General features: G+C 68.9%; 15 protein-coding genes and 1 rRNA gene. 13 read left to right on the top strand and 3 right to left on the bottom strand.

The annotated features are described in order from the left end of the window. Nucleotides 1-50 precede the first annotated feature (50 nt). The 6 genes from ACSMFO_RS36095 (at nucleotide 51) to ACSMFO_RS36070 (ending at nucleotide 4,278) form a co-directional block, all read left to right on the top strand. Nucleotides 51-1,133: a serine hydrolase gene (locus tag ACSMFO_RS36095; protein ID WP_436462081.1), complete on the top strand. Its 1,083-nt coding sequence runs from the start codon at nucleotides 51-53 to the stop codon at nucleotides 1,131-1,133. 22 nt (nucleotides 1,134-1,155) lie between these two features. Continuing rightward, nucleotides 1,156-1,656 (top strand): ArsR/SmtB family transcription factor, encoded by a 501-nt coding sequence (locus ACSMFO_RS36090; protein WP_073848438.1) that lies wholly within the window; start codon nucleotides 1,156-1,158, stop codon nucleotides 1,654-1,656. Nucleotides 1,657-1,670: 14 nt separating this feature from the next. Beyond that, nucleotides 1,671-2,555: a TIGR01777 family oxidoreductase gene (locus tag ACSMFO_RS36085; RefSeq protein ID WP_360134898.1), complete on the top strand. Its 885-nt coding sequence runs from the start codon at nucleotides 1,671-1,673 to the stop codon at nucleotides 2,553-2,555. Beyond that, nucleotides 2,552-3,166 carry a phosphatase PAP2 family protein gene (locus ACSMFO_RS36080; protein WP_038510119.1) on the top strand — a complete coding sequence of 205 codons (615 nt, stop codon included), beginning with the start codon at nucleotides 2,552-2,554 and terminating at the stop codon, nucleotides 3,164-3,166. The genes ACSMFO_RS36085 and ACSMFO_RS36080 overlap by 4 nt, the downstream gene beginning before the upstream one ends. 10 nt (nucleotides 3,167-3,176) lie before the next feature. Further along, nucleotides 3,177-3,920 carry a lipoyl(octanoyl) transferase LipB gene (lipB, locus tag ACSMFO_RS36075; RefSeq protein WP_073848437.1) on the top strand — a complete coding sequence of 248 codons (744 nt, stop codon included), beginning with the start codon at nucleotides 3,177-3,179 and terminating at the stop codon, nucleotides 3,918-3,920. A 61-nt stretch (nucleotides 3,921-3,981) separates the two neighbouring features. Continuing rightward, nucleotides 3,982-4,278 (top strand): hypothetical protein, encoded by a 297-nt coding sequence (locus ACSMFO_RS36070; RefSeq protein WP_436462080.1) that lies wholly within the window; start codon nucleotides 3,982-3,984, stop codon nucleotides 4,276-4,278. 62 nt (nucleotides 4,279-4,340) lie between these two features. On the opposite strand, the gene ACSMFO_RS36065 is transcribed toward ACSMFO_RS36070, so the two are convergent. Next, on the bottom strand, nucleotides 4,341-5,276 hold the full coding sequence (locus tag ACSMFO_RS36065) for an LLM class F420-dependent oxidoreductase (protein ID WP_436462079.1): 936 nt from the start codon (nucleotides 5,274-5,276) through the stop codon (nucleotides 4,341-4,343). Between the two features lie 25 nt (nucleotides 5,277-5,301). Beyond that, nucleotides 5,302-5,919: a TetR/AcrR family transcriptional regulator gene (locus ACSMFO_RS36060; protein ID WP_016336085.1), complete on the bottom strand. Its 618-nt coding sequence runs from the start codon at nucleotides 5,917-5,919 to the stop codon at nucleotides 5,302-5,304. Between the two features lie 132 nt (nucleotides 5,920-6,051). Between ACSMFO_RS36060 and ACSMFO_RS36055 the strand changes: the two genes are divergently transcribed. The 7 genes from ACSMFO_RS36055 to ACSMFO_RS36025 all read left to right on the top strand — a co-directional run bounded on the left by ACSMFO_RS36055 (nucleotide 6,052) and on the right by ACSMFO_RS36025 (nucleotide 12,271). Then, nucleotides 6,052-6,579, top strand: a complete 528-nt coding sequence (locus tag ACSMFO_RS36055; RefSeq protein WP_436462078.1) for a hypothetical protein — start codon at nucleotides 6,052-6,054, stop codon at nucleotides 6,577-6,579. 42 nt (nucleotides 6,580-6,621) lie between these two features. Then, a complete protein-coding gene (locus tag ACSMFO_RS36050; RefSeq protein WP_436462077.1) occupies nucleotides 6,622-7,578 on the top strand; it encodes an oxidoreductase in 957 nt (318 codons plus the stop codon). 37 nt (nucleotides 7,579-7,615) lie between these two features. Then, complete coding sequence (gene lipA / locus ACSMFO_RS36045) at nucleotides 7,616-8,617, top strand: lipoyl synthase (RefSeq protein WP_360134965.1); 1,002 nt, start codon at nucleotides 7,616-7,618, stop codon at nucleotides 8,615-8,617. A gap of 61 nt (nucleotides 8,618-8,678) precedes the next feature. After that, nucleotides 8,679-9,341 (top strand): DedA family protein, encoded by a 663-nt coding sequence (locus ACSMFO_RS36040; protein WP_038510102.1) that lies wholly within the window; start codon nucleotides 8,679-8,681, stop codon nucleotides 9,339-9,341. A 9-nt stretch (nucleotides 9,342-9,350) separates the two neighbouring features. Next, nucleotides 9,351-10,217, top strand: coding sequence for a patatin-like phospholipase family protein (locus ACSMFO_RS36035; protein WP_037344668.1), 867 nt, complete (start codon nucleotides 9,351-9,353; stop codon nucleotides 10,215-10,217). Nucleotides 10,218-10,309: 92 nt separating this feature from the next. Then, entirely contained in the window at nucleotides 10,310-11,509 is a 1,200-nt protein-coding gene (locus ACSMFO_RS36030) for a L,D-transpeptidase (RefSeq protein WP_436462076.1), read from the top strand. Between the two features lie 15 nt (nucleotides 11,510-11,524). Beyond that, on the top strand, nucleotides 11,525-12,271 hold the full coding sequence (locus ACSMFO_RS36025) for an SIR2 family NAD-dependent protein deacylase (RefSeq protein WP_436462075.1): 747 nt from the start codon (nucleotides 11,525-11,527) through the stop codon (nucleotides 12,269-12,271). 260 nt (nucleotides 12,272-12,531) lie between these two features. Here the strand turns inward: ACSMFO_RS36025 and rrf are convergent. Then, nucleotides 12,532-12,629 (bottom strand): 5S ribosomal RNA (gene rrf, locus ACSMFO_RS36020); the annotation flags it as partial.

Here is a 12,629-nt window from a genome sequence, read left to right as displayed (position 1 = left end):
GGAACTCTAGTATTCCGGAATTACGGAAAACAAGAGGGAGGGTATCGACCATGCTGACCAGACGCCATCTGCTGGCGGGTGCCGCCGCGGGATCGGCCGCGCTGCTGCTGCCGGGGACCGCGAGCGCAACTCAGCCGGACACGACGACCGAACAGGGCTGGCTCGACTGGATCGCCGCACACCGGCACGACGTCTCCGTCCTGATCGACGACGGCGCCGGCCGCCGGGCCGCGCGCAACCCCGACGTCCGGCGCGTCATGGCCTCGTCGATCAAGGTCGTGCATCTCAGCGCGTACGCCGTCGCGGTCGCCGAGGACAGGCTCGATCCGAAGGAACAGATCCGGATGGGCGACTGGGACGCCCACCACCCGTTCGTAGGCGATGGCCGCGCGCACTTCCTGGCGCTCAACCGGCTGGGTGTCCCCTGCGACGACTACGGCGTCGCCAAGGATCCCGAGCAGCGTGTCCCCCTGGCCAGGCTCGCCGAAGCGATGATCTTCTTCAGCGACAACGCCGCCACGGACTATCTCCGCACCCGACTCGGCGACCCGGCCCTCCAGCGCGCGGCGGCGCGGGGCGGCTGGTTCCGGCCGGACACCCGTTCGCTCGGCGGCGAGGTCCTGATGCTGATCATGCCGGAGTACGCGCCCCCGCCCGGCAGCCCGGCCGCGGTCCGCCGGGCGATGGGTGACGCGGTCGCGCGCCGCTTCGTCCGCGATCGGGCGTTCCGCGCCGAAGCGCTCAGGCGCTGGCCGGACATGCCGAGCACCCCCGACACGCAATGGCCGTGGGTCAAGGGGCACGGCCAGGGTTCGGCGGCGGATCTGTTCGCGCTGCACCGCGGTATCGCGAACGGGCTGTACCCGACCGCGCGCGAGATCCTCGCGAAGCCGCTCGCGGACCGTGTGCCACCCGGAGCGAGCGAAGTGCTCTTCAAGGGCGGAAGCCTGCCGCGCTCACTGACCACGGGGCTTTCCGTTCGCTGGCCGGGCGGACGTTCGGGTACCGCGGCCGTCCTGTTCACCGGCGTGAGCGATCAGGAAATCGCGAACGCCCCGGTGCTCCTCGACGTCTTGATCGCGGCATTGTCCGATCCGGCACGCTTCAGCGCCCTGGAACGAGCGCTCTGCTGAGACGCAGGTATAGATAACCGGCATGGACGCTGAGCTCGCCGACCGGATCGCCGCCCTCGAAGCACGGGTCGCCGCGCTCGAAGACCGGCACGGCGAGCACCAGGCCGAGCCGGCGGCGAGCCCCGGCGGGCTCGTCGGCTACCACGGCGAGCTGACCGAGCCCCTCGAGCTGAGCTGGGCCATCACCATCACGCCCGGTCCGATGCTGGGATTCGAGGACGGGCCGCGGGTCGAGGTGCTCGCGGCCCTGTCCAGCACGGCGCGGGTGGCGCTGGTGCGGACGCTGGCCGAGAAGGGCGCGCAGACCGCGCCCGCTCTTCAGGAGGCCGCCGATCTCGGGTCGCCCGGCCAGCTGTACCACCATCTCAAGGCGCTGACCGGCGCCGGGATCGTCGAGCAGGACAAGCGCGGCAGTTACCGGCTTCGTCCCACCGCGACGATCCCGGTACTGGTGCTGCTGACCGCCGCGTCGGATGTCGCCGGGCAACTGAAGAACCTGAGCGTGCGACCGGATCGCGGATAGGACACGATCGGATCATGCGAGTTCTGATCGCGGGCGCGAGCGGACTGATCGGTACCTCCCTGACGACACGGTTACGCCGTTCCGGGCACGAGGTCGTCCGCCTCGTCCGCCGGGAGGAGCGGGCGGCCGACGAGCGCCGCTGGGATCCCCCGGCGGGCGAGATCGCCGACGGCGCGCTCGACGGCGTCGACGCGGTCGTGAACCTCGCGGGCGCGCCGTTGCTGCCCGGACGCTGGAGCGCGGCCCGCAAGCAGGTGCTCCTCGACAGCCGGGTCGAACCGACGGAGGTTCTCGCGGAGGCCGTGGCCGAACACGGGATCCCGGTGCTGGTCAATGCTTCCGCCGTGGGCTACTACGGCGATCCCGGTCCGTCCCTTGTGGACGAAACGAGCCCGGTGGGCCGCGGTTTCCTCGCCGAGCTCTGCACCGCGTGGGAAGGCGCCACCGAGTCCGCGGCCACCGCCGGAGCGCGCGTCGTGCGTATCCGCACCGGGCTGGTGCTCGCACGCAAGGGCGGGCTCCTGGACGTCCTGCGGCCGCTGTTCCGGTTGGGGCTCGGCGGGAAACTCGGCGACGGCAAGCAGTACATGCCCTGGATCTCGCTCGACGACGAGGTCGGCGCGATCGTTTTCGCGCTGGAGAACGAATCGCTGTCGGGCGCGGTGAATCTCTCGGGGCCGCAGCCCGCCACGAACGCCGCCTTCACGAAGGCACTTGGCCGCGCCGTGCACCGCCCGGCGATCTGGCAGGTACCCGGTTTCGCCATGAAGATCGCCCTCGGGCAGGCGGCGGAGGAGATGGCGCTGTTCGGGCAGCGCGCCATGCCGCGTGTGCTGGAGGAGGCGGGATACGCCTTCCGCCATCCGACCCTCGAGGACGCGCTGGCCGCCGCGACATGACCTTGCAGCGCGGGCTGTACACCCTCGCCGGAATCCTGCTGCTGGTCGGCTTCGTCACACTCGGGCTGTCCGTCGACGAGCGGCCGCCGCCGGTGGACGTCGCCCTCGCCGACGCGTTCCGCGACCAGCACACCCGGCCCGCCGGGCAGGTGGCCGGCCTGGTCACGCACGTTCTCGGCCCGGTGCTGCCGTTCGCGCTGGGCGCCGTGCTGGTGGTGATCGCCTGGCGCCGCCGGGACCTGACCGTCCTGTGCGTCAAGCTGGCCGTCGTCCTGCTGTTGTGCCGCCTGACCAGCCTGATCGCGAAACCGGCCTTCTACCGGGAGCGGCCACGCGAATTCCCCGACCTGAGTTACCCGAGCGGGCACGTGGTCGCCGTCGCGTGCACGGGATTCGTCGCGGTGCTGCTGTGCGCGTGGACCCGGCCGCGTCTCGCGCGCCTGGCGATCACGATCGCCGCCGCCGCGACGGTGCTCGGCGCGCTCTGCCGCATCGTGCTGGGCGTGCACTGGCTGACCGACACCGCGGGATCCGTGCTCGCGGTGGGTGGCGTGGGCCTGATTTCGGCGGCCTGGCTGGGCCTGCTCCCTCTGCCGAAAGACCCGGCGTAGTGTCGCTGACGTGAGCTCTTCGACCACGTCATGCCGTGCCGCCACCGAGCCCGTCGACGTCCGCGAGATCGGGACGATCGACTACACCGAAGCCTGGGAACTCCAGCGACGGCACGTGACAGCCCGTGCCGACGGCGAGGGTCCCGACACCATGCTGCTGCTGGAACACCCGTCGGTGTACACGGCGGGCAAGCGCACCGAAGCCGAGGACAGGCCGACCGACGGCACCCCGGTGATCGACGTCGACCGCGGCGGCAAGATCACCTGGCACGGGCCCGGTCAGCTGGTCGGGTACCCGATCATCAAACTCGCCGACCCGATCGACGTCGTGCACTACGTGCGGCGTCTCGAAGAGGCCCTGATCACCGTTTGCGACCAGCTCGGCGTGCACACCGGCCGGGTCGAGGGCCGCAGCGGCGTCTGGATCCCCGCCGACGACCGCGGCCCGGAGCGGAAGATCGCCGCGATCGGCATCCGCGTCCAGCGCGGCGTGACCATGCACGGTTTCGAGCTGAACTGCAACGCCGACCTCGGCGCCTTCGACAAGATCGTCCCGTGCGGCATCCGGGACGCGGGCGTGACTTCGCTTTCCTACGAGCTCGACCGCGAGGTCACCGTCGCGTCGGTGCTGCCGATGGCGCGTGAGGCCGTACTCGCGGCGCTGGAAGGCGAGCTGTCGGTGAACGACGAGCGCTGGCTGCCGCGTCCCGAAGCCCCGGCCGCCCCCGGCGTCACTTTCGCTCTGCAGAGCTGACATCTGCGAAGATCACCGGTACGACCGCCGGAAACACCGACGGTCGTACTGGGAGGAACCAATGCGCAAGGTTTCGCGCGTTCTGGCGGCGGCCGGTGTCGCGGTCGCCGCTTCGGTGAGTCTGCCCGCGGCGGCGTCGGCCACACCGCCGCCCGGCTGCACCGGCGGCCACGACGGGGCGAAGTACGCCTGGGCGAGCTGCACCGCCTATGGCACCCGCATGTACCGGGTCACCGCGTACAACTGCAGCCCGGTCTGCGGCAACGCGGTGGGCGAATGGGCCGCCAACGGGGCGGAGTCCCACCTCACCATCACCTGGCCGGCGAAGATCCTGGACATCGGCGTCGAAATCCAATGACCAGAAGTACATGAAGGTCCCCTTCCTTGCGCCTGGCGCAAGGAAGGGGACCTTCATGTACTTCAGTCCAGCTGAGGGGCGACCTCGGAAGCGATCAGCTCGACCTGGTCCAGATCCGAAAGGTCCAGCAGCTGCAGGTAGAGCCGGGTGATCCCGGTCTTCTCCCGCCACTGCCCGACCTTCTCGACGACCTCCGACGGCGTCCCCGCGAGCCCGTTCTCCCGCAGCTCGGAGACCTCGCGGCCAAGCACCGAAGCACGCTTCGCGACCTCGGCGTCGTCACGCCCCACGGCGACGACGAGCGCGGCCGACCGGATGATCTCCTTGGGGTCGCGGCCGATTTCGCGCGCGGCGTCGTCGACGCGGCCGAACTGCTCGACGGCGAAGTCCGGGCCGACGAACGGCAGGTTGAACTCGTCCGCGTAGCGGGCGGCGAGCGCCGGGGTGCGCTTCTTGCCGCCGCCACCGATGATCACCGGCGGCCGGGGCCGCTGCGCGGGCTTGGGCAGGCCGGGCGAGTCGACGAGCTTGTAGTGCTCGCCGTCGAAGGAGAACGTCTCCCCCTCCGGCGTCTCCCACAGCCCGGTGACGACGGCGAGCTGCTCGGCGTAGCGGTCGAAGCGCTCCTTGATCGGCGGCAGGTCGAGGCCGTAGGCGGTGTGCTCGTCGTCGTACCAGCCCGAGCCGAGGCCGAGCTCGACGCGGCCGCCGGACATCTGGTCCACCTGCGCGACCGAGATCGCGAGCACCGACGGATGCCGGAAGGTGGCGGCGGTGACGAGGGTGCCCAGCCGCACGCGGCGCGTCTCGCGGGCGAGACCCGCGAGGGTGATCCACGCGTCGGTCGGCCCCGGCAACCCGGTCGCCGAACCCATCTTCAAGTAGTGGTCGCTGCGGAAGAAGGCGTCGTAGCCCGCGTCCTCGGTGGCCTTCGCCACCCGGAGCAGGTCTTCGTAACTGGCCCCCTGCTGGGGCTCGGTAAAGATCCTGAGGTCCACGAAAGCCACCCTATAGACGGCTTCGTCAGCTCGCTTTCCCGTGCTCGGCGGGCGGAACACGGCGGAATCCGACGAGCAGCCGCACCAGCACCTCCTCGACCTGGGCGCTGACCTTCTTCGGCTCGGGCGACGAAGCGATCTCGATCGCCGCGCTCGACAACGCGCCGAACAGCAGCCGCGCGGTGACGTCCACCGGGACGTCGTCGACCTCGCCGACCTCGATGAGCGACTGGATCCCGGTGCGGACCAGGCCGAAGCTGCACCGCTCCTCCGCCTCGCGCCAGCGTTCCCAGCCCATCACCACCGGCGCCTCGTGGATTGCGATGCGCTGGTACGCCGGGTCGAGGCAGCTCTGCAGGAAGCCGCGCAACCCCGCGAGCGCCCGCTCCCACGGCGAGGCCGGGCCGTTCATGATCTTTTCGAGCCGGTCGAAGACCTGGCTCTCGACGGTGTCGAAGGCCGCCTCGAACAACGCCTGCTTCCCACTGAAATGGTGGTACAGCGCGCCTTTCGTCACCCTGGCCCGTTTGGCGATCTCGTCGAGAGACGTGCCGGCGTACCCGCGTTTGGTGAACAGCTCCACGGCACTCTCGACGAGCGCCGACCGGGTGGACTCGGAATAGTCCAGCCGCCTTGACCTCATTGTCGCCACCTTCACAACTTTACGCCGCCGGTCCCGCTCCATACCCATGGTATGTTGACTGCTGTCAGGTCCGTACCGGGAGTATGCCGCAAACCTGCGGTATGAACCGGGTCACGGAGGGGAGCCCACATCATGAGCTGGAACGACTTCTACCAGCGGCGCGACATCCTCGAAGCCGCACTGCGCCAGGCGGGTCACCCGTCCGACGCGATCTCACTCGAAGAAATCCCCGGCGCCACCAAGTACTTCGCGACCGAAGAGGAGCTTCTGGTCGCGCTCCGGTACAAGTGGAACCAGGTGTTCGCCGGTCACCTCCGCGCCGAGATGACCGATCCGGACTACGCGGACCAGGACCTCGCGCTCGACAGGGTCGAAGCCGTCACCCGCGCCTGGAACAGCGCCACCACCGAACACGAGACCCTCCGCGCCGTTCTCGACGCGGCCCTCGAGCGGTGCCCCGCGCTGATCCCGTCGCACGAAGCCGAACTGCGCACGCTCGCGCTGACGGCGGGGCTGGCCGACGGCAAGGAACCGGCCGACGAGATCACCCAGGTCGGCAGCGCGTTCGCCACCCTGCTCCGGCACGGACGGCACGCGAAACCCGCCCGCCGCCGCAGCCCCATGGGTCACCTGCTCAGGTTGCTCGCGCCGAGCGCCTGATCCGGCGTAGCGGCCTCGCCGACGATGTAGTTAGGTACCGACATGGCTGCTCACGCGCGCTGGACCGAGGCCGACATCCCGGATCAGACCGGCCGGACCGTATTCGTCACCGGCGCGAACTCGGGGCTGGGGTTGCGGATGTCCGAGGTGCTCGCGGGCAAGGGGGCCCGCGTGCTGCTCGGCTGCCGGTCGCCGGAACGCGGCGCCAAGGCACTGGAGCAGGTGCGCGCGGCCGCGACCGGGAAAGCACCCGGGCTCGTCCGGCTGGACCTCGCCGACCTCGACTCGGTCCGCGAAGCCGCGAAGAAGGTCGACGAACTGACGGACGGCAAGCTCGACGTCCTGGTCAACAACGCGGGCGTGATGGCGACCCCGCGCGGCCACACCAAGGACGGTTTCGAAACCCAGTTCGGCACCAACCATCTCGGGCACGCGGTGCTGACCTGGCTGCTGATGCCGTCACTGCGCCGCGGCTGGGGATCGCGTGTCGTCACCTTGTCGAGTGTCGCGGCGACGGGCGCGCGCATCGACGTCGCCGACCCGAACTTCGAACGCCGGATGTACAACCCGGGCTCGGCCTACGGCCAGTCGAAACTCGCCAATCAGGTGTTCGCGCTCGAACTCGACCGCAGGCTGCGTGCCGCGGGCGAGGACGTCATCAGCGTGGCGGCGCATCCCGGCTACACCTGGACCGGACTCGGCTCGGGGATGGCCCGCTCCTACCGCAACCCGGTGGTCCGCGCGCTCGTCGCCGGGGGCAACCGGATCGGCGAGATCTTCATCGCGCAGAGCGCCCGCCAGGGCACGCTCCCGCAGCTGTTCGCGGCGACCTCCCCGGAGGCCGAAGGCGGCGATTACATCGGCCCTCGCGGGCTCGGCGGACTTCGCGGCGCCCCGGTCAAGGTGCGCCCGCTGGCCGCCGCGAGGAGCGAATCGCTCGGCGCCGCGTTGTGGGACGTGACCACCAAGTTGACGGGCGTCACCCCCGACCCCGCGTGAGCGGCGACCACTGCTCCGGCGGGCGTAGGGTGACGGTGTGAGTGCTGCCCCAGATGGCCGCAAGCTGTTGCGGCTCGAGGTCCGGAATTCCCAGACTCCCATCGAAAAGAAGCCGTCGTGGATCAAGACGCGCGCCCGGATGGGTCCGGAGTTCACCGAACTCAAAGGCCTGGTGCGCCGCGAAGGCCTCCACACCGTCTGCGAGGAGGCCGGTTGTCCCAACATCTACGAGTGCTGGGAAGACCGTGAGGCGACGTTCCTGATCGGTGGTGACCAGTGCACGCGCCGGTGTGACTTCTGTCAGATCGACACGGGCAAGCCGGAGGCGCTGGACCGGACCGAGCCGCGCAAGGTCGCCGAAAGCGTCCAGGCGATGGGCCTGCGTTATTCGACCGTCACCGGTGTCGCGCGCGACGATCTGGAGGACGGCGGTGCGTGGCTGTACGCAGAGACCGTCCGTCAGATCCACGCGCTGAACCCCGGCACCGGTGTCGAGCTGTTGATCCCGGACTTCAACGCGGATCCGGAGCAGCTGGCCGAGGTGTTCGGTTCACGCCCGGAGGTGTTGGCGCACAACGTCGAGACCGTGCCGCGGATCTTCAAGCGGATCCGGCCGGGTTTCCGGTACGCGCGGTCGCTGGAGGTCATCACGAAGGCTCGTGAGGCCGGTCTGGTGACGAAGTCGAACCTGATCCTCGGCATGGGCGAGACCCCCGAAGAGGTCGCGCCCGCGATGAAGGACCTGGTCGACGCAGGCTGCGAGATCCTCACGATCACCCAGTACCTGCGCCCGTCACCGCGTCACCACCCCGTGGACCGCTGGGTCAAGCCCGAAGAGTTCGTCGAGCACTCGAACGCCGCCGAGGCCATGGGCTTCGCCGGCGTCATGGCCGGGCCGCTGGTCCGCTCCTCGTATCGGGCCGGTCGCCTTTTCGCCCAGACGAAGGCCCACCGCGGCGAGCCGCTGTCGGAGAACCTGGCCCACCTCGCCGCCGAGGGTCCCGCCGCGCAGGAAGCCAGCTCGCTGCTGGCTCGGTGACTCCGGTCACCCTCTTCGCGACATCGCCACCCACCAGGTCACGAATCAGTAAAGTGACCTGGTGGCGTTGGTAACCGATCTTCTGAACTGGCTGCAAGGACTCCCGGAACCGGGTCTGGTCGCGGCGACCGGCGGACTGGTGTTCGCCGAATGCACCATCGGCCTGGGCTTCATCGCCCCCGGTGAATCGGGGCTGCTGGTCGCGGCCACGACGGCGACGTCGGTCTCGCGCTTCCTGACCCTGTGGGCGGTCGTGACGGTCTGCGCCGCACTCGGTGACTCGCTCGGTTACGCGATCGGCAAACGCTTCGGCCCACGCCTGCGCGAGACGAAGCTGATCCGCAAGTACGGCCTCGACGCCTGGGACAAGGCGACAGGCGTGCTCGAACGGCGAGGCGCGTGGGCGGTGTTCTTCGCGCGGTTCCTCCCGGTGATCCGTACGCTGACCCCGGCCGCGTCCGGCACGTCTGGCCTGCCCTTCCGCAAGTTCCTGCCCGCCGCCGCGGCCGGCGCGGCCTGCTGGTCGGCCATCCACATCGGTATCGGTGCCGCGCTCGGCGAGGCCGCCAAGAAGGTCGAAGGCGCGCTCAACACCGGCGGCCTGGTCATCGTCGGTGTGCTCGTCGGTGTCGCCGTGTTCTTCCTGCTGCGCTACAAGAAGAAGAAAGCGCTCGCGGTCACAGCCGAAGAAGCCACCCCGGCGAAGATCGGCGCTGACGACTAGATTCCGGGCATGACCGCCCTGAACCTGCCCCAGCCGATCGGTTTCGTCCTCGGCGGCGGCGGCAGTCTCGGGGCGATGCAGGTCGGGATGCTGCGCGCCCTCACGGAAGCGGGCGTCGCGCCCGACCTCGTCGTCGGCACCTCGGTGGGTTCGCTGAACGCCGCCGTGCTCGCCCTCGGGGGTGAATCGAGCGGCAGGCTCGACCGGATCTGGTCGCGGATGACGCGGCACGAGGCGTTCCCCGGCGGTGTGCTCAGCCAGGTGCGGACCCTGCGGCACAGCAAGACCAACCTGTTCCCCAACACCGGGCTCGCCGCGATCGTCGACGAGCACATCGGCGAGGGCGTCCGCTTCGAAGATCTCGCGCTGCCGCTGGGTGTCGTCGCGACGGACGTCGACACGGCCGAGCCGCTGCTGATCCGTTCCGGGCCCGTGCTGGCGCCCCTGCTGGCCAGTTGCGCGATTCCGGGGATCTATCCGCCAGTGCCCTTCGGAGAGCGCATGCTCTACGACGGCGGCCTGGTCGCCAACGTGCCGATGCGCCAGGCGCTCGCCATGGGCGCGAAATCGCTCGTCGTCCTCGACTGCGCCTTCCCCGGCAAGATGCCGGGCACACCGCAGACCTTCGCCGAGGTCATGATGTTCACCGCGATGATCAGCATGCGGAACCAGGCGGTCCTGGAGGCGCCGATCGCCGCGGCCGAGGTGCCCGTGGTCTACGTGCCGGGGCCGAAGCCGGTGCGGGTCAGCCCGCTCGACTTCAGCCACACCGCGGCACTGACCGCCGAGGCCTACGACGCCGCGAAGACCTATTTGGGTGAATTGAGTGTCGATGGCCCCGGTCTTTATGGTGCGCCCGGTCTCGTCGTGGACTGAGAAGCAACCATCCGGCATCGATCACGTCTTCTTCGTCGCGTAGTTTTGAAAGAGAACTTTCCGCTGATCGAGCGAAGTAAAAAGAGAATCTCATGTTTCCCAAGAAGACATTACTTTCGGCGGCCGGAATACTCGCCGCGATACTGCTGGTCTCGGCCTGCTCTTCCACTGGCGACTCCGGTACCTCGAATTCATCCGGCCCGAGCGCCGGATCGGACGAAAGCGCGGTTTCGGTGACCATCGACCCGGCGGGCGGGACGAACGTCAATCCGGCGACCCCGGTGGTGGTCAAGGCCGAGCACGGCAAGCTGATCGACGTCACCGTCAGCAACGCCGACAAGGGCAACCAGGTCAAGGGCGAACTGGCGAGCGACGGGCTCAGCTGGAAGACCACCGAACCACTCGGCTACGGCAGCACCTACAAGATCGTGGCGCATGCCCAGGGCACCGATGGAAAGCCTGTCGAGCAACAGAGCAGGGTCTCCACTCTGAGCCCGAAGCAGCAGGCGAACCCGAACCTGATCCCGGCGCCCTCGGCGGTCGCGTCCGGCGGTGTCGGCGTCGGGCAGCCGATCGTGTTCACCTTCGGCCAGCCGGTGAAGAACAAGGCCGAGGTGGAGAAGAAGCTGTCCGTGGAGTCGACGCCGAAGCAGGAGGGCTCCTGGTACTGGATCGACGACAAGAACGTCCATTACCGGCCCAAGGTGTATTGGCAGCCGGGGACGACGCTCAAGGTGTCGGCGATGATCTACGGTGTCGATTTCGGCAATGGCGTGTACGGCGCGACCGATCGCACCGAAACGTACAAAGTGCACGATTCCTGGGTCGCGAAGGCTGACGGCAACACCGAGCAGATGCAGATCTTCCACAACGGTCAGCTCGCGAAATCGATGCCCATTTCAATGGGCAAGGACGCCACGCCGACCCATTTGGGCGCGCACGTCATTTCGGACAAACACGAGAATTACACGATGGACTCGTGCACGTACGGCGTCTGCCAGGGCCAGCCGGGGTACTACAAGTCGAACGAGAAGTGGTCGCTGCGCATCTCCAACGACGGCGAGTTCGTCCACGAGAACCCGAACAGTGTCGGCGCGCAGGGCAGCTCGAACGTGTCGCACGGCTGCATCAACCTCAACGCCGCCAACGCGCAGTGGTTCTACCAGAACATGGGGCTCGGCGACGTCGTCGAGGTGACCAACTCCGGTGGCCCGCAGCTGCCGGTTTGGGACCTGTACGGCGACTGGTCGAAGTCGTGGGCGGACTGGCAGGCGGGCAGCGCGCTCAAGTAGAGGGATGATGGGCCGGTGACCAGCACCCTGAGCACCGCCCGTGCCCTCGTGGCCGGCGCCGGCCGGATCGTCGCACTGACCGGCGCCGGGATCTCCACGGACTCGGGGATCCCCGACTTCCGCGGCCCGCAGGGTCTGTGGACCCGCGACCCGGGCGCGGAGAAGATGTCGAACCTCAAGGCATACCAAGGCAGCCGCGAGGTCCGGGAGCGGACCTGGCAAGCGCGGCTGGTGCATCCCGGGTGGGACGCAGTGCCGAACGCGGCGCACTACGCGCTCGAGCGCCTGTCGCCGACGTGGATCATCACCCAGAACATCGACCGGCTGCACCAGAAGGCGGGCTCTCCGCCCGAGCGGGTACTGGAACTGCACGGGACGATGTTCGAGTCCGTCTGCCTGTCCTGTGACGATCACCGGGACATGCGCTCGACACTGGAGCGGGTCCGGGCAGGCGAGGCCGATCCGCCCTGCGTCGTGTGCGGCGGCATCCTGAAGTCGGCCACTGTGTCGTTCGGCCAGCACCTGGACCAGAACCTGCTCCGGGCCGCGCGGGCCGCCGTCTCCGACAGCGACCTCCTGCTGGTGGCCGGGTCTTCCCTGAGCGTGCAGCCGGCCGCCTCACTGGTGAGTGTCGCTTCCCGCGCCGGCGCCGCGGTGGTCATCTGCAATGGCTCCGAAACGCCTTACGACTCGATGGCCACCGCCGTCGTCCGCGGCCCGCTCTCCGACTCGCTCCCCGCCCTCGCCCCCTCCCGCATTTAGTCCTCTAAACGCGGAACGGCTCGCCCTCTCCTCGCGTGCTCCAGGCCGTGACTCGCGTGATCGATGCCGTGACTCGCGTGATTGAAGGCGGATCTCACGTGTTTGGGGAGGGATCACGCGTGTTCGCCCTCTGATCACGGGTGATCGGTGTCTGATCACGGGTGTGACGGGGTTTCGGGCATGAGAAAAAGGGCCCAGGTCTGGGAGAACTCATGGTTCTCGACCAGGCCCTGGGCCCTTTTCCTTCTTTTCTAATGTTAGTCCGGCGGTGTCCTACTCTCCCACAACCCTTCGGTTGCAGTACCATCGGCGCTGTCAGGCTTAGCTTCCGGGTTCGGAATGGGACCGGGCGTTTCCC

The organism is Amycolatopsis sp. w19 (genome assembly GCF_051373225.1).
In the GTDB taxonomy this organism is placed as follows: Bacteria; Actinomycetota; Actinomycetes; order Mycobacteriales; family Pseudonocardiaceae; genus Amycolatopsis; species Amycolatopsis japonica.
This window is presented reverse-complemented; position numbering and strand designations above follow the sequence as displayed.